The 21015-nt window shown below is 64.1% G+C and carries 23 protein-coding genes; 17 read left to right on the forward strand and 6 right to left on the reverse strand.

Annotation, left to right across the window (positions count from 1 at the left end; genetic code table 11):
* Nucleotides 1-81: 81 nt before the first annotated feature.
* On the reverse strand, nucleotides 82-3036 hold the full coding sequence (locus tag LOZ77_RS09055; RefSeq protein WP_230278864.1) for a pitrilysin family protein: 2955 nt from the start codon (nucleotides 3034-3036) through the stop codon (nucleotides 82-84).
* Between the two features lie 156 nt (nucleotides 3037-3192).
* Between LOZ77_RS09055 and LOZ77_RS09060 the strand changes: the two genes are divergently transcribed.
* The 7 genes from LOZ77_RS09060 (at nucleotide 3193) to miaB (ending at nucleotide 8294) form a co-directional block, all read left to right on the forward strand.
* Nucleotides 3193-3768 carry a NifU family protein gene (locus tag LOZ77_RS09060; protein WP_230278865.1) on the forward strand — a complete coding sequence of 192 codons (576 nt, stop codon included), beginning with the start codon at nucleotides 3193-3195 and terminating at the stop codon, nucleotides 3766-3768.
* Nucleotides 3769-3823: 55 nt separating this feature from the next.
* On the forward strand, nucleotides 3824-4492 hold the full coding sequence (gene tsaB / locus LOZ77_RS09065; RefSeq protein WP_230278866.1) for a tRNA (adenosine(37)-N6)-threonylcarbamoyltransferase complex dimerization subunit type 1 TsaB: 669 nt from the start codon (nucleotides 3824-3826) through the stop codon (nucleotides 4490-4492).
* Nucleotides 4492-4965: a GNAT family N-acetyltransferase gene (locus tag LOZ77_RS09070; protein ID WP_230278867.1), complete on the forward strand. Its 474-nt coding sequence runs from the start codon at nucleotides 4492-4494 to the stop codon at nucleotides 4963-4965. The genes tsaB and LOZ77_RS09070 overlap by 1 nt, the downstream gene beginning before the upstream one ends.
* Nucleotides 4966-5188: 223 nt before the next feature.
* Nucleotides 5189-5617 carry a MucR family transcriptional regulator gene (locus tag LOZ77_RS09075; RefSeq protein WP_230278868.1) on the forward strand — a complete coding sequence of 143 codons (429 nt, stop codon included), beginning with the start codon at nucleotides 5189-5191 and terminating at the stop codon, nucleotides 5615-5617.
* A 190-nt stretch (nucleotides 5618-5807) separates the two neighbouring features.
* Nucleotides 5808-6227: a Fur family transcriptional regulator gene (locus tag LOZ77_RS09080; RefSeq protein WP_230278869.1), complete on the forward strand. Its 420-nt coding sequence runs from the start codon at nucleotides 5808-5810 to the stop codon at nucleotides 6225-6227.
* 7 nt (nucleotides 6228-6234) lie between these two features.
* Nucleotides 6235-6963, forward strand: a complete 729-nt coding sequence (locus LOZ77_RS09085) for a lysophospholipid acyltransferase family protein (RefSeq protein WP_230278870.1) — start codon at nucleotides 6235-6237, stop codon at nucleotides 6961-6963.
* An 11-nt stretch (nucleotides 6964-6974) separates the two neighbouring features.
* Nucleotides 6975-8294, forward strand: a complete 1320-nt coding sequence (gene miaB / locus LOZ77_RS09090; protein WP_230278871.1) for a tRNA (N6-isopentenyl adenosine(37)-C2)-methylthiotransferase MiaB — start codon at nucleotides 6975-6977, stop codon at nucleotides 8292-8294.
* Here the strand turns inward: miaB and LOZ77_RS09095 are convergent.
* Nucleotides 8291-8875, reverse strand: a complete 585-nt coding sequence (locus tag LOZ77_RS09095) for a hypothetical protein (protein WP_230278872.1) — start codon at nucleotides 8873-8875, stop codon at nucleotides 8291-8293. The genes miaB and LOZ77_RS09095 overlap by 4 nt on opposite strands.
* Nucleotides 8876-8927: 52 nt before the next feature.
* Between LOZ77_RS09095 and LOZ77_RS09100 the strand changes: the two genes are divergently transcribed.
* The 5 genes from LOZ77_RS09100 (at nucleotide 8928) to LOZ77_RS09120 (ending at nucleotide 13531) form a co-directional block, all read left to right on the forward strand.
* Entirely contained in the window at nucleotides 8928-9920 is a 993-nt protein-coding gene (locus LOZ77_RS09100) for a hypothetical protein (protein WP_230278873.1), read from the forward strand.
* 120 nt (nucleotides 9921-10040) lie between these two features.
* Entirely contained in the window at nucleotides 10041-11123 is a 1083-nt protein-coding gene (locus LOZ77_RS09105; protein WP_370637988.1) for a PhoH family protein, read from the forward strand.
* Nucleotides 11124-11146: 23 nt separating this feature from the next.
* Nucleotides 11147-11650, forward strand: a complete 504-nt coding sequence (ybeY, locus tag LOZ77_RS09110; protein ID WP_230278874.1) for an rRNA maturation RNase YbeY — start codon at nucleotides 11147-11149, stop codon at nucleotides 11648-11650.
* Nucleotides 11651-11708: 58 nt separating this feature from the next.
* On the forward strand, nucleotides 11709-12644 hold the full coding sequence (locus LOZ77_RS09115) for a hemolysin family protein (RefSeq protein ID WP_230278875.1): 936 nt from the start codon (nucleotides 11709-11711) through the stop codon (nucleotides 12642-12644).
* Complete coding sequence (locus LOZ77_RS09120) at nucleotides 12644-13531, forward strand: LysR substrate-binding domain-containing protein (RefSeq protein WP_230278876.1); 888 nt, start codon at nucleotides 12644-12646, stop codon at nucleotides 13529-13531. Before LOZ77_RS09115 ends, LOZ77_RS09120 begins: the two co-directional genes overlap by 1 nt.
* A gap of 158 nt (nucleotides 13532-13689) precedes the next feature.
* Here the strand turns inward: LOZ77_RS09120 and LOZ77_RS09125 are convergent, their stop codons facing one another.
* Both LOZ77_RS09125 and LOZ77_RS09130 read right to left on the reverse strand, forming a co-directional pair.
* Nucleotides 13690-13860, reverse strand: coding sequence for a hypothetical protein (locus tag LOZ77_RS09125; protein ID WP_230278877.1), 171 nt, complete (start codon nucleotides 13858-13860; stop codon nucleotides 13690-13692).
* Between the two features lie 99 nt (nucleotides 13861-13959).
* Nucleotides 13960-14424, reverse strand: a complete 465-nt coding sequence (locus LOZ77_RS09130) for a peptidylprolyl isomerase (RefSeq protein WP_230278878.1) — start codon at nucleotides 14422-14424, stop codon at nucleotides 13960-13962.
* Between the two features lie 267 nt (nucleotides 14425-14691).
* Here LOZ77_RS09130 and mgtE point away from each other — a divergent pair, with 267 nt between their 5' ends.
* Both mgtE and LOZ77_RS09140 read left to right on the forward strand, forming a co-directional pair.
* Nucleotides 14692-16170, forward strand: a complete 1479-nt coding sequence (gene mgtE / locus LOZ77_RS09135; RefSeq protein ID WP_370638077.1) for a magnesium transporter — start codon at nucleotides 14692-14694, stop codon at nucleotides 16168-16170.
* Nucleotides 16171-16208: 38 nt separating this feature from the next.
* Nucleotides 16209-16601 carry a DUF1489 family protein gene (locus tag LOZ77_RS09140; RefSeq protein ID WP_230278879.1) on the forward strand — a complete coding sequence of 131 codons (393 nt, stop codon included), beginning with the start codon at nucleotides 16209-16211 and terminating at the stop codon, nucleotides 16599-16601.
* A gap of 26 nt (nucleotides 16602-16627) precedes the next feature.
* On the opposite strand, the gene nudC is transcribed toward LOZ77_RS09140, so the two are convergent.
* Both nudC and LOZ77_RS09150 read right to left on the reverse strand, forming a co-directional pair.
* Nucleotides 16628-17557, reverse strand: coding sequence for an NAD(+) diphosphatase (gene nudC, locus LOZ77_RS09145; protein WP_370637989.1), 930 nt, complete (start codon nucleotides 17555-17557; stop codon nucleotides 16628-16630).
* Between the two features lie 104 nt (nucleotides 17558-17661).
* A complete protein-coding gene (locus LOZ77_RS09150) occupies nucleotides 17662-18750 on the reverse strand; it encodes an A/G-specific adenine glycosylase (protein ID WP_230278880.1) in 1089 nt (362 codons plus the stop codon).
* Nucleotides 18751-18783: 33 nt separating this feature from the next.
* Between LOZ77_RS09150 and LOZ77_RS09155 the strand changes: the two genes are divergently transcribed.
* The 3 genes from LOZ77_RS09155 (at nucleotide 18784) to LOZ77_RS09165 (ending at nucleotide 20999) form a co-directional block, all read left to right on the forward strand.
* The gene (locus tag LOZ77_RS09155) at nucleotides 18784-19368 is read left to right on the forward strand and encodes a DUF721 domain-containing protein (RefSeq protein ID WP_230278881.1); all 585 of its coding nucleotides are present in this window, start codon (nucleotides 18784-18786) and stop codon (nucleotides 19366-19368) included.
* Complete coding sequence (locus tag LOZ77_RS09160; protein ID WP_230278882.1) at nucleotides 19365-20084, forward strand: thioredoxin domain-containing protein; 720 nt, start codon at nucleotides 19365-19367, stop codon at nucleotides 20082-20084. The genes LOZ77_RS09155 and LOZ77_RS09160 overlap by 4 nt, the downstream gene beginning before the upstream one ends.
* A gap of 165 nt (nucleotides 20085-20249) precedes the next feature.
* Nucleotides 20250-20999, forward strand: a complete 750-nt coding sequence (locus LOZ77_RS09165) for a thioredoxin domain-containing protein (RefSeq protein ID WP_230278883.1) — start codon at nucleotides 20250-20252, stop codon at nucleotides 20997-20999.
* The last annotated feature ends 16 nt before the right edge of the window (nucleotides 21000-21015 follow it).

Here is a 21015-nt window from a genome sequence, read left to right on the forward strand (position 1 = left end):
CTCTCTCCATCCGAAATGTCGGAATGGAGCCGCCCTTACCCCTTGGGGATAGGCTTTGCAAAGGTTTCAGGCGTTACCGTATCAGCGCGAGGCCGCCGCGTCCCCCGATCCGTCACCGGCACGCGCGCTGGCGCCCGGCACGATTTCGATCCGCATGGCATTGCCCGTCAGATAGCGATGGGCCAGCGCCTGCATCTCTTCGGGAGTGACCTGCGAATAATCGCGGATGATCGTCCTGATCTGGTCGATCCGGCGCGGATCGCGCGACGCGCCGCCCAGCTCGCTCAGCCAGAAACCGTTACCGCTCGACACACGCTCGATATAGCTGCGCAGCGGTTCGGTAACGCGGGCGATTTCCTCGGCACTGGGCGGATTGGTCGCAAGGTCTTCGGCAATGCTGGTCGCCGTGTCGAAGAACACCTGAACCTCGTCCGGCTCGACCTGCGCCATGGCGATGATCGATCCGCCCGTTTCGCGGTCCAGCGGCCAGCGCGAGGCGACATTGGGCGAATAGCTGGCGCCCAGCTTTTCGCGCATCGCATCGAACAGACGGTTGGAGAAAATCTGCGTCAACACCTGCGTCTTGCGCGACAGGGTCACGTCGTCGCGCCCGCCGCCCGTGGGCCATGCGACCACGGCCGCCGCCTCGTCCGCGTCGCCGCGATGGGTCAGAACGACGGGTGTGTCGCTTGTCTTGGGCGGGGTGGACAATTGCGGCTTGGCCGCCGCCGGTTCGCGCGGGGCCAATGCGCCGAATGTCTTTTCCAGCGCGGCAATCCCCGCAGCGCGGTCGAAGTCGCCGAAGATTTCCACCTGCACCGGTCCGCTCGCCAGAACAGGCGCCCAGGTCGCCTTGAATTCCTCGGCGCTCACGGCTTCCAGTTCGGCAGGGGTGGGCGATTTGAAACGCGGATCCTCTCCCCGCAGCAGATATTCGAAGTCGCGGTTCAGAATGCCCGACGGGCTTGCGGCAAAGCTGTCATAGCTGATCGAGAGGCCCGCCTTGGCGCGTTCCAGCGGGGCGGTATCCCAGCGCGGATCGGCCAGCTTGGCCGCGAACAGGTACAGCTGATCCTCAAGATCGGCGGCACGGGTCTCGCCCGCGAAGACGAACTCGCTATCCTCGATCCCGAACTGCAGGCCCATCTTGCGGCCCGTGGTAATCCGGTCGAGCGCGTCCTGGTCCAGCTTTCCGATACCCGCGCCCATCAGGGCAACCTCGCCCAGTGCGATTTCGGCATTGTCGTCTGCACCGAACGCGCCATAGCCCGCGCCGAAACGCACCCGAACGCTGACGCGTCCCGGTTCCGCCGTGCTGGGCCAGATCATCGCGGTGACGCCGTTCGACAGGCGCAGCAATTCGATCTCGAACAGACCGGTCGCGGCATTCGCCTCCACGCTGCCCGGCGTGCCGAGCGAGGGAAGCTCGTCAAACGAAATCGCGGCAGCGGGGACGCGCGCGGAATCGTCGGCCTCCACCGGTTCCAGCAGGGCGGCACGGAACGCGGCCTCGTCCGCTTCGCTGGCGTTGGGCACGCTCATCAACCCGCGCACGACATCGCCGCTGAACAGCTGCCTGGTATGCTGCAACAGGACATCGGGGGTCAGCTTGGGCTTCATCCCCTCGAACACGCTCAGCACCACTTCGGGCGCGGCGACGGTTTCGCGGATATTGATCGCCTCGACCACATTGTCGACAAGATCGGCACCCTGCTGCACGTCGCGGGTTTCCACGCCGACGCGGAACGCATTTTCGAACTCCGCCGCCTCGCGGTCGATCTCTTCCTGCGCGGGCGGGTTTTCGATCGCGTCCCTGATTACCGCGCGCACGTCCAGCAACGCCCCCTTCCAGTCGGCACCCAGCGGGGTGATCGACACAAAGGTGGCATCGGTCGAACGGTTCAGATCGTCCTGCGCGACCGACGCGGCGAGATAGCTGCCCCCTGCCCGCGCCCGCGATTCAAGCCGGCGATTGATGATCGACATCGCCAGCTGATCGGTCAGCAGCCCTTCGTTATAGACGATGGTGTCGACCACCGGCCGCCACGGGCGCATCACGGCATAGCCGATATTGCGCGGCAGATCGGGTTCGACCAGCACGCTGACCTTGTCCACCGGCGCCAGCGCACCGGGTGCGGTTTTCGCATCGGGGCCCGGCACCGGATCGCCGAATGCGGGCGCGGGTGTCGCCTTGCCCGAAACTTTCCAGCCGCCGAACGCCGTCTTCACCGCTTGTTCCAGCACCGCCGTCGGGAAATCGCCTGCGACCACGATGATCGTGTTGTCGGGCCGGTACCAGCGGTCGTAAAACGCCTTTACGCTTTTGCCATTGGCGGCCTGCAGCGTTTCTACCGTGCCGATGGGCAGACGTTCGGCAATCCGCTGGCCCGCGAAATAGGTTTGCTGCGTCGCTTCGGAAATCCGCCGCCCCGCCGCACCGCGTTCGCGCCGTTCGGCCAGCACGATGGGCAGTTCGGTCTGCACATTGGCATCGGTCAGCACCGGTCCCGTGACCATGCCCGACAGCAGGCGGAACACTTCGGCCAGCTTGGCCTGATCCGTTTCGGGCACATCGACATTGAACACGGTCTGCGTGGGCGACGTGAACGCCCCCGTATCCGCGCCGATGGTGGTGCCCAGTTCGCGCCAGCGTTCGATGGCCTTGCCGTTCGCCAGATATTTGCTTTCGCGGAACACCAGATGTTCCAGCAAATGGGCAAAGCCGCGCTCGCTATCCGCCTCGTGGATCGAACCGGCGTCGACCGCGACGCGCACCGAAACCTGACGCGCGGGAATGTCGTTCTGCCGCACCGCATAGCGCAGGCCATTGGGCAATTCGCCGAACACCCATTCCTCGTCCACCGGAATGTCGCTGCCGCGATAGAGCCACGGACGGTCCTGTTCCACTTGCGGCCAGTCGCGCTTGGCCTCTGCCGACGGGGCGGGCTGGGCGGCGGCGGGAACCGCGACGAGCGAGGTGGAGGCAAGAAGGGCGGAAAGCGCGGCAATGACCGCATGGCGGGATTGGAACTTCATGAAACCTGTATAGGAAGCGACGCAATGAAGCGCCAGTGAATAGGATTTCCGGCAGAACCGCCGAAAGCATCACCCGTTCCGCGCCCGAAAGCCGCACTATCGCCCGTGCAAGCAATCACCGCTTGAATGGCGCGCCGGTTCCCCTAAATCACCACCATGTTTATCGAGACCGAAACGACACCCAACCCGGCCACGCTGAAATTCCTGCCCGGGCGGCAGGTGATGACATCGGGCACCCGCGACTTTGCCGACCCCGAAGCGGCAGAGGCTTCGCCGCTGGCATCGGCGCTGTTTTCGATGGGCGATGTCACGGGCGTGTTCTTCGGGTCGGACTTCGTATCCGTCACCGCCGCGCCGGGGGCCGACTGGGCCGCGCTGAAACCGCAGGTGGTGGCCGTTCTGCTTGACCATTTCGTGTCCGAAGCGCCGCTTTTCGCGGGCGGCGACGCGGCGGGTTTTGCCGTTCCGGCAGAGGACGAGGCGGTTGAGGACAATCCCGAGGACGCCGATGTGATCGCCCAGATCCGCGAGCTGATCGAAACCCGCGTGCGCCCTGCCGTGGCAGGCGATGGCGGCGATATCGTCTATCGCGGTTTCCGCGAAGGCGTGGTCTATCTGCAGATGCAGGGCGCCTGTTCGGGCTGTCCCTCCTCGACAGCGACGCTGAAGCAGGGCATCGAGGGGTTGTTGAAGCATTACGTTCCCGAAGTGACCGAGGTGCGCGCGGCCTGACCGGCGGCGCAAGGGGCCTCGCCGCGGCGGGGCGCTTGAGGGGGTAAGGCGCGGAGTGCGAACTCTCGTCATCGATTGCGCGACCGAGAATTGTTCCGCCGCTCTGTTCGAGCGGGAGGGCGATGCGCTGCGCCTGATCGACGGGCGCTGCGAAACACTGGGTCGCGGCCATGCCGAACGGCTGGTCCCGATGATTGCAGAATTGCCCGATGGCGGGCGCGCGGACCGGATCGCGGTTTCGACAGGCCCCGGCAGCTTTACCGGCATTCGCGTCGGGCTGGCCGCTGCCAAGGCGCTGGCGCTGGCTTGGCGGGCCGATCTGGTCGGATTTCCGACACTGGCCCTGATCGCTGCGCAGGCACGCGCGCAATCGGGTGCCGCGCCGGTCGGCGTTACCAATAATGCGGGCCATGGCGAATGGTTCGTGCAGGAATTCGCCGCCGACGGGCTGCCCCGTTCGGATGCGCGCTCGCTCCCCCCCGCCGACGCGCAGACCGCGCTGACCGCGGAACAGGTCGCGGGCAGCAAGGCCGAGGCGCTGGTCGCCGCGCGCGGGTTCGGACAGGCGTGGCCGCTGCTCCCCGATGCGCGGCAGTTTGCCGCCCTGCCGCAAAGCCTGTTGTTGCCCGATCCGCACCCTGCCTATGGCCGCCGCCCCGATGCGGCGATCCCGAACAAGGGCACCACGGGAAGGCGGGTCGACAGCACCCAAAGGGCAGACTGATGCCCGAGCAGAATATAGCCGATGCGATCATGCGGGTCATGCAGGTGGCCTTCGATCCGGTTTACGGCGAGGCGTGGAACCGGTCGCAATTGCTGGGCGCGCTGGTGATGCCCGACACGCGGTTCGTGCTGGTCGACGATACCGGCAATCTGGCTCCGCACGATCTGGACAGAGTGACCGGCTTTGCCTTGCTACGCCGCGCAATGGACGAGGAAGAGCTGCTGCTGATCGCGGTCGCACCCGAATCGCGGGGCAAGGGGCTGGGCGGCAGATTGCTGGACCGGGCAGTCGAAACGTCGCGCGATCTGCGCTGTTCCAAGATATTTCTGGAAATGCGCGACGACAATCCGGCGCGTCATTTGTATCACGCCCACGGTTTCAAGCCCGTGGGGTTAAGACGCGACTATTATTCGGGACGCGATGGCAAAAGGCGAAACGCGATTACTTTCATGCGTGTTATTAACGCATTTTAAATCCATCTTTCGCACTGCAAAAGCTGAGCGAATGCGGCATTCGCGGAAATTCGCAGCGCGATCACTTCGAAACTTGAAATTAAAATTTTAACAAGCGGGATTTCAATGAAAAACCCGCACTGAATAGTTGAATTTTAATAAATGATGTACCAAAAGACGTGCATCGCCGACGGCATTCGGGGTGGTCAAGCGGCGAAGAACCGTACCGAAAGGATTTTAAGTCATGGATAATCCCGTACTCGACGTGAACGAGACGCTAATTACACTCACGTCTGACATCGTTGCCGCCCACGTCAGCAATAATAACGTGGAAGTCGGCGACGTCCCCTCGCTGATCAGCAATGTCTATGCTGCGCTCGCCGGTCTTGGCGAAACGGCACAGGAAGAAGAAACGCCGCCCGAACCGGCCGTTTCGATCCGCGCGTCCGTAAAGCCCGACTATATCGTGTGTCTGGAAGACGGAAAAAAGCTGAAAATGCTTAAGCGCCATTTGATGACACATTACAATATGACCCCCGACGAATATCGTGCGCGCTGGAACCTTCCGGCCGACTATCCGATGGTTGCCCCCAACTATGCGGAAAAGCGTCGCGAACTGGCGAAAAAGATCGGTCTGGGCCGCAAGCCCGGCGGTCGCCGTAAAAAGGGCTGAACGCCCACAGCAAAGGCGGGGCCGATCATGGCCCCGGCATCGCCCGCCGGTTTCATCCCCCACCCCAAACCACCGGCACGGGCACAGGAATTCAGGGCGGTTGCGTTGACAGCGGCGCGGTTTATGATCGCGGCAAAGCGGCGCCATCGCCCTTTATTCTTTTCCAACTGCTATCCAAGGCTGTAACCCAGTGCCCAACCCGATCGATATCGAAGCGATCTGCGCCGAACGCGGACTTCGCATCACCGACCAACGCCGTGTGATTGCCAAGGTGCTGTCCGAAAGCACCGACCATCCCGATGTCGAAAAACTGCATGAACGCGCTTCGGCCATCGATCCCGGCATTTCGATCGCTACCGTCTATCGCACCGTCCGCCTGTTTGAAGAGGCGGGGATTCTGGACCGCCACGATTTCGGTGACGGTCGTGCCCGTTACGAAGCATCGCCCGAGGCGCATCACGACCATCTGATCGATGTCGAAACCGGCAAGGTGGTCGAATTCGTCGATCCCGAACTGGAAGCCTTGCAGCGCCAGATCGCGGAAAAGCTGGGCTTCCGCCTCGTCGATCACCGCATGGAACTTTACGGCGTCCGCCTCGACCGGGATTGATCCCGTCATGGGCTGGCGTGCACCCGTGCGGCTGGCGGCAATGGCGATCTGGCTGCTGGCCTGCGTGATCGCCTTTGCACTGCTTGCTCCGCTGCCGGGCCGCAATCCCGTGCCGCCGGTGTTTCTGGCAGGCATCGCCTTTATCGCCGGGGTGGAGATTACCGTTCGTGGCACCCCGCCGCGCCGCGCCATGCTGCTGGCCAATCACGTCAGCTGGATCGATATCACCGCGCTGGCCGCCACCGCGCGGTCGGCCTTTGTCGCGCATGACGGGCTAAAGGGGCATCCGGTGCTGAAGAAACTGTGCGAGATGAACGACACCGTGTTCATCGCCCGATCGCGCCGGCACACCGTATCGCGGCAAATCGACCAGATCCGTGCCGCCATCGACGAATGCGATGTGCTGACCCTGTTTCCCGAAGGCACAACCGGCAATGGCGATGGATTATTGCCGGTCAAAAGCAGCCTGCTATCCGCCATCGACCCCGCGCCGCAGGGCGTGCCGGTTGTTCCGGTGGTGCTGCATTACCGCGATGCGAAAGACATTGCATGGGTGGATGACGAGGCCGGGGACGCCAATTTCCTGCGCATATTGTCGCGCCGCGATCCGGTGGAACTGACCGTACATTTTCTGCCGCCGCTGGCGGGCGCGGAGCTGGCCGGTCGCAAGGCCATGTCCGCGGCGCTGACCGGACGGTTGGAGAGGGGACTCGCCATCGCGGACGCAAAGGCGTAAGGGCGCGCCCCATGAAATCCCTCTCCGAACCCAAAAGCTATCGCATCAAAAGCTTCGGCTGCCAGATGAACGTCTATGACGGCGAACGCATGGCCGAAATGCTCGGCGCGCAGGGCATGTCCGCCGCGCCCGAGGGCGAGGATGCCGATCTGGTCGTATTGAACACCTGCCATATCCGCGAAAAGGCCGCCGAAAAGGTCTATTCCGACATCGGCCGCTTGCGTCGCGACGATGGCTCCTCGCCGCTGATCGCGGTTGCGGGCTGCGTCGCGCAGGCGGAGGGCGAAGAGATCATGGCGCGCAGCCCCGATGTACGCATGGTCGTCGGCCCGCAGGCCTATCACCGACTGCCCGCGATGATCGAAAAGGCCCGTGCCGGAGAGCGCGTGACCGATACCGACATGCCCGCCAATGCCAAGTTCGGCGTGCTGCCGACGCGGACGAAGCGCGCCCCGTCGGCGTTCCTGACGGTGCAGGAAGGCTGCGACAAGTTCTGCACCTATTGCGTGGTGCCCTATACGCGCGGCGCGGAAATCAGCCGGCCCTTCGCCGATCTGGTCGAGGAAGCGCACAAGCTGGTCGATGCCGGTGCGCGGGAGATCACCCTGCTGGGCCAGAATGTCAACGCATGGGACGGCGAGGATGACAAGGGCCGCGCCATCGGCCTTGACGGTCTGATCCGCGCGCTGGCCACGATGCCCGATCTGAAACGCATCCGTTACACGACCAGCCATCCCAACGATATGAGCGACGCGCTGATCGCCGCCCATGGCGAAGTGGGCAAGTTGATGCCCTATCTCCATTTGCCGGTTCAGTCGGGGAATAATCGCGTCTTGCAGGCGATGAACCGCAGCCACAGCGCCGAAAGCTATATCGCGCTGATCGAACGGTTCCGTGACGCGCGGCCCGATATCGCGATCAGCGGCGACTTCATCGTCGGCTTTCCCGGCGAAACCGATGCGGAATTCGATGATACGCTGAAGATGGTCGACACCATCCGCTATTCTGCGGCCTTCAGCTTCAAATATTCGCCCCGCCCCGGCACTCCTGCCGCGACCATGGAAAACCAGATCGCGAAAGAGGTGATGGACGAGCGGCTGCAGCGGCTTCAGGCCGCACTGCAGCGCGACAGCCTTTCCTTCAACCAGGCGTCGATCGGCAGGACCTGCGAGGTTCTGGTCGAGCGCAAGGGTCGCAAGCCCGGCCAGTGGCTGGGTAAGACGCCATGGCTGCAATCCGCTTGGTTTGAGGGGGACGCCGCCATCGGCGATCTGGTGCAGGTCGAATTGCTGGCCGCTGGCCCCAATTCGCTGGAAGCGCGCGTCGTTTAGCTTTCGGGCGCGCCCAGCTTGCGCATCGAATCCCACACGTCCTGCGCGATCAGGACCGTGCCTTGCTCTTCCTGTAAGGTAACGGGCGGCACGGTCGGGTTCGACGGATAGCCGGTGCCGTCGAAACGCAAAACGGCATTGCCGCTTTCGCCTCCGCCGCCGCCGACCCACACGGTCAGATCGCGCCAGCCATGGCTGCTGCTGTCCAGCACGGTCACCGGCAGTTTCGACACGCTGGCGTCCATGCGCACGGTAAATCCCTCACCCGCAGGTTCCAACACAAGCACATTGCAGCCGCCCGAACCGCACAACATCGGCCCGCTGGCATAGGCGACAATCTCGTCCATGCCGTCGCCGTTCAGGTCGATGGCAGCTGTGGCGACCGAAACCTCGCCATCATCGGCGAAATGCTGCGTCAGAAAGCCATCGGCCGCGTCGGCCACGGGCATGGCATCGGACGGGCCCTCCGGCATGACCTCGGTCGCTGGCGCCTCGGATGTCTCCTCCTGCACCGGCGGCGACCCGCATGCGGTGATGGCCAGCATTGTGACGGGGGCGAGCATGGTCGGGATAATACGCATGGCCCCTTATATAGCTTGCGGGCCCGCAGGGGAAATGCGAACGAACGCCAGCATGAACCGCCCGCCCCGTCCCGATCCCTGCACCGTGCGCAAGGTGCTGAAATTCGTGGCGCTTTGCCTTGCGCTGGGCAGCGGCGCATGGCTGGGCGGATGCGATGCCGCCCCCGAACGCGATACCGTGGCCGACCCCCTGCCGCTGACCGCACCCGCAGTGGTGGATGAAGAAACATTCGATTCGCCGCCCAATCCCGACGGTCTGCAACTGGCGCCCGGATTTGCGCCGCTGGCCTTCGATCTGGCGGGCACAGGCTGGCTGGTCACGGCGGTCGACGGTGTGCCCACTGCCGATTTGCAGGACGATCTGGCGACGGTGCATTTCGGCGGTTCCTATCTGCGATGGCTTGGCTGCAACCAGATGGAATCGCTCTATATCCCCCTCACCCGCAGCTTTGCACTGGGCGAGCCGCGCCAGATGACGCGTGATTGCGCCGATAGCGCGGTCGATGCCGCGATGGCGTCCGTGCTGGCGGACAAGCCGCTGATCGGCCGCAACCGCGAGGGGAAGATCATGCTGGCGGGCAAGACCCATGCCGTCACGCTAAGCCAGATCGACAGCGGACCAAAGGATCCCGAGGCACCGCCACTCGATGCCGCCCCGTTCGAGATCATGTCCCCCGGCGCGCCCGGCGGGCGGCCCGTTCTGGCGCTGAAAAACGGCAGTTTCGCCATCTGGATGGATTGCCCCGCCGCGATTTCGGGCAGCTTGCGCCTGGTCGAGGGTAAATTGCGCACCGGCAATGTGCAGGTGAAAGATTGCGAGAGCTATCGCAGCACCGCGCGCGATGCGCTGGCCGATTTCTTCCGCGCATCGCCCGCCATCGCACGCGGTCGCGGCGGCGAATTGCTGCTGAGCGACGGGAAACAGATAATCGCCGCGCGCCAGTGCAGCAACGGATCGACCGCATGCCGTCGCACCGCATCGGCCATCCACACCGAAGAAGCGCAGGAAGACGGCGGGGATACAGCGGTTATCCCCAGCCGCTGACCCTGAGGCGACTTGCCTAACCCCTCGGTGCACCTATCTTGATCCCAGCAACAGGCCGGTTTTCAGCAGCGGTCCGAGTCGGTTCCGCATTACCCTTGCCGGTCATGACAAGGAGCACGAGTGAGCCGCAAGAACGCGCGCGTTGCCGCACCCACGGCCCCCACGGGCAACTGGCCCGCCGACCGAACCGCCACCGCGGGAACACGGGCGCGGACCGAGATGGAATTCCCCGATGCCGAGATGCTGGGCGCATTATTCGGGCAGTTCGATCGCAATCTTGTCCAGCTTGAAGACCGCCTCGGCGTCTATATCGCGGCACGCGGCAATCGCGTGCAGATCGAGGGGACAGAAGAAGCCGTCGCCCGCACCCGCGACGTTCTGGCAGGCATGCAGCAACAATTGCTGTCGGGTTTCGAACTCGACGCGGGTGCGGTCGACGCGCTGATCGCGATGAGCAGCGAGCCCACGCTGGACGGCATCGTCAAGGGCGAGGACCAGACGGGGCTTGGCGCCGATCTGGGCCGCAATGGCCGCCCGCAGATCATGATCCGCACCCGCAAGAAGACTATCGCTCCGCGGTCCAAGGCGCAGGAAGCCTATATGCAGGCGCTGGTCAGCAATGACATCATCTTTGCGCTGGGTCCGGCAGGCACGGGCAAAACCTATCTGGCGGTGGCACAGGCGGTCGCGCAGCTGATCACCGGCAGCGTGCAGCGCCTGATCCTGTCGCGCCCCGCGGTCGAGGCGGGCGAGCGGCTGGGCTTTCTGCCCGGCGACATGAAGGACAAGGTCGACCCCTATCTGCGCCCGCTTTACGACGCGCTGTACGATTGCATGCCGCCCGAACAGGTTGAGCGCCGCCTGGCATCGGGAGAGATCGAGATCGCGCCCATCGCCTTCATGCGCGGCCGCACGCTGGCCGATGCATTTGTCATTCTGGACGAGGCGCAGAACACCACGCGCGAACAGATGAAGATGTTCCTGACCCGTTTCGGTCAAAACAGCCGCATGGTGGTGTGCGGCGATCCGCGGCAGGTGGATATTCCCGGCGGCGACCGCCATTCGGGTCTGGCCGACGCGGTCGAACGGCTGGAAGGGGTCGAAGGCATCGCCGTCAGCCGCTTTACCGCCGCCGATGTCGTGCGCCACCCGATCGTGGGCCGCGTGGTCGAGGCCTATGAAGGCTCGGGCGTGCCCGGTTGAATGGCACGACAAGCGAATCCGCGATGACGGCTCCGACACTGGAAACCGATGTATCGCCCGAATGGGGCGACGATATCGACTGGGACATGCTGGCCCACCGTGCGGCAGAGGCGATTGCCGCCGAAGCGCCCGAGCTGGCCGATCCCAACATGCTGGTCAGCGTGGTATTCGCCGACGATGACGAGGTACACGCGCTGAACCGGCAATGGCGGGCCAAGGACAAGCCCACCAATGTCCTGAGTTTCCCCATGCTTTCGCGTGAGGAAGTGCTGCGCGCCGCCGAACGGAAAGACAGCGGCGCACCGGTCATGCTGGGCGATATCGTCCTTGCGCTGGAAACCTGCGCGCGCGAGGCGGATGAAAAATCTGTTGCACTTGCAGTTCATGCAACGCATCTGGTGATTCACGGGCTGCTTCATATCGCCGGTCACGATCACGAGCTTGGCGATGCCGAGGCCGAGGCGATGGAAGCACTTGAAACGCGGGCCCTGGCCCGGCTGGGGATCGCAGATCCGTATCATTCCTGAAACCGGCTGCCGGAAACCCCGCTGGCCGGTTCTTTGACGAAGGGTTCAAGAGGCCATCATGGCCGACAGTCACAGTACCGACACCGGCTCTCAGGAGCCGGACAGGCGCCTTCTCTGGCATCGGATCCGGTCGTTCTTCGACGGCAGCGAGGGTGAGCAATCGCTTCGCGCCCAGATCGAGGAAGCGATCGACGAGCACGAGGAAGAGGAAGGCCGCGAAGGCCCCATCCACGAAAACGGCGATCTTTCGCAGATCGAGCGGCAGATGCTGCGCAATCTCCTCCATTTTTCGGAGAAGGACGCCGACGATGTTTCGATTCCGCGTGGCGAGATCGTGGCGATCGACCGGGCCGCCAGCTGGGACACGCTGGTCGCGACATTCGCCGAACACGGCCATTCGCGCATACCGGTGTTTTCGGAAACGCTGGACCATGTGATCGGCATGATGCTGATCAAGGACGTGTTCCCCTTTCTGGCCGAAAACCGCCCCCCGCCCAAGGACTGGACGACATTGATGCGCCAGCCGCTTTACGTGCCGCAGGCGCGCGGGGCGCTGGACGTGTTGGCCGATATGCGCGCACGGCGCGTGCATCTGGCCATTGTGGTCGACGAATATTCGGGCACCGACGGGATCATCACGATTGAGGATCTGGTCGAGGAAATCGTCGGCGAGATCGAGGACGAGCATGACGACGCCCCCGTCGAATTGCTGGTCCCCATCGACGAGGGGATGTGGGACGCCGATGCCCGCGCGCAGCTGATCGATGTGGCGCGCAGGGTCGATCCGCATCTGGCCGAAGTCGAAGAACAGGTTGACACATTGGGCGGTCTCGCCTTCGTTCTGGCAGAGCGCGTGCCCGAAGTGGGCGAAGTGCTGGAGCATGACAGCGGCTGGAAGCTGGAAGTGATCGCGGGCGACGAACGCCATGTCGAACGCATCCGCCTGCACCCGCCTGTCACAGATCAAAAATCAGAAGACGAAAGTTCCGATTGATGGCAACACGCCGCCTGCCACCTCTCAGATCGCTGGAAGCCTTTGTCCGCATCGTGCGGCTCGGCTCGGCCAAGGCTGCCGCGGCAGAACTGGCGCTCAGCCCGTCGGCCCTGTCGCGCCGCGTGACCGCGCTGGAGGATTATACCGGCCGAAAACTGTTCAACCGCGGGCACCAGACCATGAAGCTGACCGAAGAGGGGCAGGCCCTGTTCGACGCGGTCGCCCCCGCGCTGGACGAGCTGGCCGAACAGGTCGGGCGGCAAATGGCCGACAACAAGATCATGCGCCTGCGCCTGAACGTGCTGCCCCTGTTCGGCGAACAGCGGCTGGTGCCGCGCCTGCCAGAATTGCGACAGCTGTATCCGGCGCTGCACATCGATATCGACAGCTATCCCAACCCGCTGGCGCGTCTGGGCGAATCGGTCGATGCGGCGATCATCATTGCCGATAATGTCGATCCGAAGCTGCATGCGGTGCGGCTTGACCACAATATGGTCCACGCCATCGCATCGCGCAAAACGGCAGAGGAAGTGGGCGACGTACCCGATCCGGCGAAGCTGGAGAAGATGAACTACCTCGTCCATTCGGACATGGACCTCAGCTTTGCGGCATGGCGCGAGGCTGTGGGCATCGACATGCGCAAGGAACCTCTGGTCGATCATTTCGATTCGGGCGCGCTGATCCTCGAGGCTGCGGCACAGGGGCTGGGCATCGCGATCATGCACGGCGACCATCTGACCCGCGCGCGTGACGAACGTCTGGCAAGGCTGTTCCCCGACCTCGAGATCGAGAGCCCCTACAGCTTCTGGTTCGTCTGCCGCCCCAAGGCGCTGGAGACGAGGCCGGTCAGGATTTTCAACGACTGGCTGACAAACGCCAAGCTGTAGCCCGCGAATTTAGCCGAGGATTGCGAAGCAACCGCAGTCTGAATTCGCCAGAGGCGAAAGCCAGGCCGGCGGTCGCGAGGGCCTGAGCCCGCAGCGAGCCGTTCGACGTCACAGCCGCGGCTTTGCCGTGGCTGGTCTGACAAAAGCAACCGACAGCCTTACTTTAAACGTCGAACGAGTCGGACAAGTGAGCCAGCCCAAACCGTAAGCATCCCCACTATAAAAACAGCACCCGCCAGCATGCCATAGCCGAGATGACCGAGCGGCAGTATCAAAAGCAAGCCGACACCCATCATCGACAGGCCCACAAATGTCGTGCGATGCTTCATATGTGGCAGCGTGCTAGCAATCACCACGCATGTCAAAATCCACACCAAAAAAGAGGCGCTCGAAAGCGCCCCTCCTTCAATCGTCGCTGACGGCCCGAATTACGAAACCGTCGCCTTCACGATCTTGCCCGGGTTTGCCGGCGGCTCGCCCTTGGGCAGGGCGTCAACGTGGTCCATGCCTTCTTCGACTTCGCCCCATACGGTGTACTGGCGGTCGAGGAAACGGGCGTCGTCAAAGCAGATGAAGAACTGCGAATTCGCGCTGTGCGGATAGGACGTGCGCGCCATCGAGCAGACGCCGCGCGTATGCGGGTGGTCGTTGAACTCGGCCTGCAGGTCGGGCTTGTCCGAACCGCCCATGCCGGTGCCGTTGGGGCAGCCGCCCTGCGCCATGAAGCCGGGGATCACGCGGTGGAACTTCACACCGTCGTAAAAGCCTTCGCCGACCAGTTCCTTGATGCGCGCGACATGGCCGGGGGCCAGATCGGGGCGCAGCTTGATCACGACATCGCCGGTCTCACCATTGCCGGTGTCGAGCGTGAGGGTGAGTTTTTCCTCGGACATGAATTCTCCTTTGTCGCCCCCTTATGCGCCGCCCCTGTTGGCGGGGCCGCGGAGCGTGTCTGCGGGGTCGGCATCGCATATAGGCTATCGTCCGCATATGTCACGCCCGCGACTTTCCACGCCTGCCCACAAGCCATGCCGCCCGATCCACAGGCTTGTACCCCGCTTTCCCACAGCATGGCCCACCGGTTCGTCCACAAATCATCCACACGTGCGAAACCCGAGTTTCCCGGTTGATTTCGCGGTGCAGCAACCTAGACACCGGCACTGATGGAGCGCGACGACCAGAACCTTGCCAAGGAGCATGAGGCCGAAGAGGCCGCGATCGCGTCATCCGTCGCCAGCGACGATGCCGAGCATATGAGCGAGGCCGAAGAAGCCCGCGCCGAACGGCTGGACGAGGATGACCGGCTGAAGCCCGAATTCGTCGAGGCGGTGCGCGAGGCTCTGGACGAGGACGCCGAGACCGACGTCCGCGATCTGGTCGAACCGCTGCACCCCGCCGATATCGCCGATCTGTTCGAAATCCTGCCGCGCGAGGACCGGCCTGCGCTGGCCCGCGGCATCGCCGATCTGATGAGCGGCGAGGTTATTTCCGAGCTGAACGATTACGTTCGCGACGATCTGCTGGAAGCGCTGCCGCCCGATGCGGTGGCGGGTATTGCCGAACAGCTGGAAACCGACGACGCCGTCGCGCTGATCGAAGACCTAGACGCCAGCGATCAGGCCGCCGTTCTGGCAGAGCTGGACCCCGAAGACCGCGCCGCCATCGAAAGCGCGCTGTCTTTTCCCGAGGAATCGGCAGGCCGCCTGATGCAGCGCGATCTGGTCGCGGTGCCCGAACATATCACCATCGGCGATCTGATCGATTACATGCGGGACAATGCCGATCTGACGACTGAGTTCTGGGAAGTCTTCGTCGTCGATCCCGCGCATCGCCCTGTTGGCACATGCCAGCTTTCGTGGATCCTGCGCACCCCGCGCAGCGTGCCGATCGCCGATGTGATGAAGCGCGACCAGACGCTGATCCCCGCCGATCTGGATCAGGAAGAAGTCGCGCTGCGATTCCAGAAATACGCGCTGATTTCCGCCGCCGTGGTGGACAAGGGCGGACGCCTGATCGGCCAGATCACCGCCGACGACGTTGCGCATATCATTCAGGAAGAAGCGGGCGAGGATACGCTGCTGCTGTCGGGCGCGGGCGAAGGCGACATCAACGAACCGATCCGCACCTCATACTCCCAGCGTGTCCGCTGGCTGGTCGCCAATCTGGGGACGGCGCTGGTCGCATCGCTGATCATCGCGGCATTCGGCGCGGCAATCGAACAATTGGTGGCGCTGGCGATCCTGATGCCCATCGTCGCCAGCATCGGCGGCAATGCGGGCACGCAGACCATGGCCGTGTCGGTGCGCGCGCTGGCGATGAACCAGCTGACCCAGTCGAACACCCGCCGCGTCATCTGGCGCGAAATGCGCGTGGCCCTGCTCAACGGTCTGACCGTGGCGGCGCTGATCGGCACGGCGACGGCACTGATCTTTACGCCCATGCTGGGCGGGGTGATCGCGGCAGCCGTGGTGATCAATATCATCACCGCGGGACTTGCGGGCGTGATGGTGCCGGTGATCTTCGACCGGCTGGATCAGGACCCTGCGGTCGCATCGTCGGTGTTCGTCACGATGATCACCGATTCGATGGGCTTCTTCGCCTTCCTCGGCCTTGCGGTCGCGTCGGGGCTTGTCGGCTGACGGGTTGAGGCGGGGCGTATTCGCCCTATCTTGGGGCGATGCCCCTGCACCTCACCAAGATTGCCTTTGGCGCGCAAAGCTATGACGATATCGAAAGCTGGTTCGCCAATCGCCCGCGCGTATCGCTGAACACGCGCTATTGCCCAAAGCGGGTGGAGGAGCTGGAAGGCGGGTCGCTCTATTGGGTGCATGAACATGCGCTGGTGGCGCGCAGCCCGATCACTGGTTTCGAACAGCAGGATAACGGGCGCTGGTGGATCCACCTTGCCCCGCAGTTGATCCGCGTGCAGGCCCGTCCGCGCCGCGCGCATCAGGGCTGGCGCTATCTGAAAGACGAAGACGCTCCGCCCGATCTGGCCGAAGGGGCCGACGCGGGCGATGTGCTGCCGGGCAAATTGCTGGGGCAGCTGACCAAGCTGGGCCTAGTCTAGCTAGTCCGTAAAGCTGAATCGTCCGGCTAGTCCGCGGGCCGGTCCAGCCAGTCGCGCAGCAGATAATGCGCGATGGCATGCGGCGGCGGCGGATCGAATGTCTTTCCCGGCAGCCCTTCCAGCGCGGCGAACAATTCCCCGCGAGTTGCCCAGAATGCATCGTCCAGCTCGGTCCGGTCGATCGCAAGGGTCGCGTGATCGGTCACCGCGTGGCAGCCGATCATCAGTTGCGACGGAAACGGCCAGGCCTGGCTGGCGCGATAGCGGACCGAATGAACCTTCAGCCCCGCCTCTTCCAGCACTTCGCGCTGCACGCCCTGTTCGATGGTCTCGCCCGGTTCGATAAAGCCGGCCAGCGCGGAATAGCGCCCCTCGGGCCAGCCGAGACCGCGACCCAGCAGCACCAGCCGCTCGCCATCGGCAGTGGTGTGTTCGACCGTCATGATCGCCACCGGATCGGTGCGCGGGAAATGCGAAGCGCCGCAATCGCGATCGGTGCAATCGCGCTGCCAACCGCCCTTGCCCTGCACGGTCATCGAACCGCAGCGCGCGCAGAACCGGTGTGTCGCGTGCCAGCTGGCAAGGCTGCGCGCTGCGGCGAAAGTGGCGAAATCCTGCGGGTTCAGCTGCCCCGCCTGCAGCCATGCCTTGCCCCGCGCATCGCCCGCGCCGGTGCCGCGCGGAACGGCGGCGAAACAGCCGCGGTCGCCATCGAGGCCAAGAAACAACAGCTCCGCCCCTTGCGGCGCATCGTCCAGCGTGCCCCATTCCAGCCTGCCGTCATCACTGACCAGCGGGTCGCATTCGTCCATTTTAAGCAGCAGCGCGCGGTCGCCCATCAGCGCGCAGAGAGCATCGGGATCGGCGCGGACGTGATCGGCGCGGTCGATCCGGCGCGAACGGCGGCGGTCGCCTTCGGCCTGCACAATTTCGCCGTCCATCGGGCCGTTCACCATGGCTGTATCCCTGTATCGAATGATCGCTTCAACCCGCGCGGCCTAGCCCCGCCCGCAGGCGAAATGCAATCACTGGCAGAACTTCCCTACCATTTGCTTGTCCCTTATTCGCATTTCGACATCGCCCGGGCGGCATTGGCGAACAGCGTGGGCAGACCGGCATCGTCCAGCCGGTCGATCACCCACCATTCTCCATCAAGCCGCTCTGCCATGGCGGGCGGCGCATCGCGCATGGCGCTGATCCGCATGTCGAGGACGAAATGGGTAAACACATGCCGCACGCAGGCACCGCTGTCGCGCCAGCCGCCATCCGCCGGCGGCACCCCGTCGCCATCGCGCCGTGCGGCCCAGCCATCGTCGGGCAAGGCGCGCATGCCTGCCAGCATCCCTTTGGCAGGGCGACGCACCAGCAGCACATGACCGTCCCGTTCGATCCAATATGCCGTGCCGCTGCGTTGCGGCTTGGGCTTCTTTGCGGCCTTCACCGGCAGGCTGGCGGCAATCCCGCTGGCATGGCCGATGCAATCGCCTTGCAGCGGGCAGATCAGGCATTCGGGTTCGCGCGATGTGCAGACGGAAGAGCCGAGATCCATCATCGCCTGCGCGAAATCGCCCGCGCGCGCATCGGGAGTGATGCTGTCGGCAGCCTCGCGGATTGCGGGGCGCGATGCGGGCAAGGGATCGGCTATGGCGAACAGGCGCGACACGACGCGTTCGACATTCGCATCCACCGCCACGGCGCGCTGGCCGAATGCGATGGCCGCAATCGCCGCTGCGGTATAGGCCCCCACACCCGGCAGGGCGCGCAGCCCTTCCTCGGTTTCGGGAAACGCACCGCCTGCACCCGCCACCATGCGCGCACAGGCAATCAGATTGCGGGCCCGTGCGTAATAGCCCAGCCCCGCCCACGCGGCGAGCACATCGGCATCGGGCGCGGCGGCCAGCGCAGCGACATCGGGCCAGCGCGCGGTAAAGCCGTCAAAATAGGGCTTAACCGCCGCCACCGTCGTTTGCTGCAGCATGATTTCGGACAGCCACACGCGATAGGGGTCGGGCGCCTCATTACTGCCCGGCGGCACCCGCCACGGCAGCGTTCGGGCATTGGCATCGTACCATCGCAGCAGATCATGCGCGATGCGCGATGCGCCGGCACCTGTCTTCGTTGCGGGTTTCTTGTGAAGGGAACTGGTCACGACCGGCACGCCTATGGCATGGGCTGGCGGGTCATGGAAAGCGACTCTGAAAAACCCCGCAGCAAGGCCGCAAGCAAGGGCGGCGCCAAAAAGGCGGCGGGGCCCAAACCCTATGAACGCCCGCGCGGCGGGGCGGCAAAGCCCATCGGCGATCTGATGCCCCAGATCGGGCGCACCGCGTTTCGCCGGTTCGGTTTCGTGCAATCGTCGGTCGTGTCGCGCTGGGCCGAAATCGTGGGCCCCCAACACGCCCGCGTCTCCGCGCCAGAGGCGATCCGCTTTCCCCCCGGCGAGAAATCGGGCGGCACGCTGCAACTGGTCGTGCTGCCTGCCCACGCCCCGCTGATCCAGCACGTCATTCCCGAAGTGATCGAGCGGGTGAACCGCTTTTTCGGCTATAGCGCGGTGGCAAAGGTGAAAATCCGGCAGGGTCAGGTTCAGGTACCGGATTCTATCGCAGGCGATGGCAAGGCCAAACCGCCGCCATCGCTGAAGCCGATTCCGATGGAATTGGGGGATTCGCTGCGCGATATCGGCGATCCGGAATTGCGCACGGTGCTGGAATCGCTGGCCCGTTCGCTGGGCGGGACCATGCCGGGCGGGAACGACAAGGGATGACGATGAAGACGGGTTTGAAAATTCTGGCCTTGGCCATGGCGGGCGCGGCCGCGCTGACCGCGCAATCGGGCACCGCCGGTTCTGCTGCAGCCGGTTCGGGCGCCGCGCAATCGCCGCAAGGCGTGACCCGCGTCGAACCCGGCGTGCATCGCATCGGCCCTGCCACAGCGCCGGTCACACTGACCGAATATGTCAGCTATACCTGCCCCCATTGCGCCCATTTCGAACAGGAAGCGGGCAAGGAACTGGTGATCGCCTATACCGCGACGGGCAAGGCATCGGTGGTCGTGCGCCATCTGGTACGGGATCAGGCCGATCTGGCCGCCGCGTTGGTCACCAATTGCGGGCAAAGCGACCGTTTTCTCGCCAATCATTCGGCGATCATGTCCGCACAGCCGGTCTGGCTCGACAAATGGTTCAAGGCGACCTCGGCACAGCGCGCGCGTTACCAGACGGGCACCGTCGGCGCGCGCATGCAGGCTGTTGCCCGCGATCTGGGTTTTTATGACATCATGGTTCGTCGCGGCTATTCCAAGGCCCAAATCGACCGCTGCCTTGCGGACGAGGCAATGGCAAAAACCCTGTCGGAAAAGACCGCGGCCTATCGCGACAAGGGCGTTTCCGGCACGCCCAGCTTTGACATTGATGGCGTGCTGCTGGCCGGAACGCATGACTGGGCCAGCCTGAAACCGCAGCTGGATGTGCGGATCAAATAGGTGATTCGCCCTTTCCGGGCGACAGCATGGACAATTTTCCGCACCGGGCATGCTGAAACCCTTGGATCGATTGCAGTGCTTGTGCAAAACCGGCGTGCATGACGCGCCCCACGCTTCCGCAAGGGTGCCCGCTTGCGCTAGATTGTTCAGATTGGAAAGACTTCGATGATGACAGCCCGTTTCAACCGCCCGCTCCTTGCCCTTGCGCTTGCGCCGCTGGCCATGCTTGCTGCGTGCGATTCCGCCGAAGAGGCAACGGACGGTTCGGTCGAAGGCGATCCGGTCGAGGCGGTGGCCGCTCCAGAAGGGCAAAGCTGGTCGCAGATCGTGGCGCCGACCGATCAGGGCGGCTTTCTGATGGGCAATCCCGATGCGCCGATCAAGTTCGTCGAATATGGGGCGTTGTCGTGCTCGCACTGCGCCGATTTCGCCAAAACCGCAGGGGAAGAGCTGCGCAGCGAATATGTCGACAGCGGACGGGTCAGCTTTGAATTGCGACTCGTCCCGCTCAGCAGCATGGATCTTCCCGCTGCCCTTTTGGTGCAATGTTCCGCGCCCGAAGCAACGATTGCACTGGCAGACCAGTTCTGGGAAAATCAGGGCACTTTCTTCCAGGCCGCGCAACAGGCCGGACAGGGCGCATTCGAACAGGTCAACGCATTGCCGCCGGAACAGCGTATGGTGGCCATGGGCGAATTGTTCGGCATGACCGATTTCTTTGCATCGCGCGGGATCTCGCGCGATCAGGCCAATGCCTGCCTTGCCGATGTCGACAAGGCACAAAGCTTCGTCGAAACCGCCGCGACTTACGAGGTGACCTCGACCCCGACACTGGAAATCAACGGCACGCGGCTGACCGGCGCTCCCACCTGGGAAGAGCTGGAGCCTGCCCTGCAACGCGCCGGCGCCCGCTGATGGGGCATGGCGGCGA

Source organism: Croceicoccus sp. Ery15 (genome assembly GCF_020985305.1).
Lineage (GTDB): Bacteria > Pseudomonadota > Alphaproteobacteria > Sphingomonadales > Sphingomonadaceae > Croceicoccus.

What these genes read in the sequence shown, in the direction of transcription:
- LOZ77_RS09055 (WP_230278864.1), bottom strand. Translation starts at nt 3,036, where the DNA reads ATGAAGTTCCAATCCCGCCATGCGGTCATTGCCGCGCTTTCCGCCCTT.
- LOZ77_RS09060 (WP_230278865.1), top strand. Translation starts at nt 3,193, where the DNA reads ATGTTTATCGAGACCGAAACGACACCCAACCCGGCCACGCTGAAATTC.
- LOZ77_RS09070 (WP_230278867.1), top strand. Translation starts at nt 4,492, where the DNA reads ATGCCCGAGCAGAATATAGCCGATGCGATCATGCGGGTCATGCAGGTG.
- LOZ77_RS09075 (WP_230278868.1), top strand. Translation starts at nt 5,189, where the DNA reads ATGGATAATCCCGTACTCGACGTGAACGAGACGCTAATTACACTCACG.
- LOZ77_RS09085 (WP_230278870.1), top strand. Translation starts at nt 6,235, where the DNA reads ATGGGCTGGCGTGCACCCGTGCGGCTGGCGGCAATGGCGATCTGGCTG.
- miaB (WP_230278871.1), top strand. Translation starts at nt 6,975, where the DNA reads ATGAAATCCCTCTCCGAACCCAAAAGCTATCGCATCAAAAGCTTCGGC.
- LOZ77_RS09095 (WP_230278872.1), bottom strand. Translation starts at nt 8,875, where the DNA reads ATGCGTATTATCCCGACCATGCTCGCCCCCGTCACAATGCTGGCCATC.
- LOZ77_RS09100 (WP_230278873.1), top strand. Translation starts at nt 8,928, where the DNA reads ATGAACCGCCCGCCCCGTCCCGATCCCTGCACCGTGCGCAAGGTGCTG.
- ybeY (WP_230278874.1), top strand. Translation starts at nt 11,147, where the DNA reads ATGACGGCTCCGACACTGGAAACCGATGTATCGCCCGAATGGGGCGAC.
- LOZ77_RS09115 (WP_230278875.1), top strand. Translation starts at nt 11,709, where the DNA reads ATGGCCGACAGTCACAGTACCGACACCGGCTCTCAGGAGCCGGACAGG.
- LOZ77_RS09120 (WP_230278876.1), top strand. Translation starts at nt 12,644, where the DNA reads ATGGCAACACGCCGCCTGCCACCTCTCAGATCGCTGGAAGCCTTTGTC.
- LOZ77_RS09125 (WP_230278877.1), bottom strand. Translation starts at nt 13,860, where the DNA reads ATGAAGCATCGCACGACATTTGTGGGCCTGTCGATGATGGGTGTCGGC.
- LOZ77_RS09130 (WP_230278878.1), bottom strand. Translation starts at nt 14,424, where the DNA reads ATGTCCGAGGAAAAACTCACCCTCACGCTCGACACCGGCAATGGTGAG.
- LOZ77_RS09140 (WP_230278879.1), top strand. Translation starts at nt 16,209, where the DNA reads ATGCCCCTGCACCTCACCAAGATTGCCTTTGGCGCGCAAAGCTATGAC.
- nudC (WP_370637989.1), bottom strand. Translation starts at nt 17,557, where the DNA reads ATGGTGAACGGCCCGATGGACGGCGAAATTGTGCAGGCCGAAGGCGAC.
- LOZ77_RS09155 (WP_230278881.1), top strand. Translation starts at nt 18,784, where the DNA reads ATGGAAAGCGACTCTGAAAAACCCCGCAGCAAGGCCGCAAGCAAGGGC.
- LOZ77_RS09160 (WP_230278882.1), top strand. Translation starts at nt 19,365, where the DNA reads ATGACGATGAAGACGGGTTTGAAAATTCTGGCCTTGGCCATGGCGGGC.
- LOZ77_RS09165 (WP_230278883.1), top strand. Translation starts at nt 20,250, where the DNA reads ATGATGACAGCCCGTTTCAACCGCCCGCTCCTTGCCCTTGCGCTTGCG.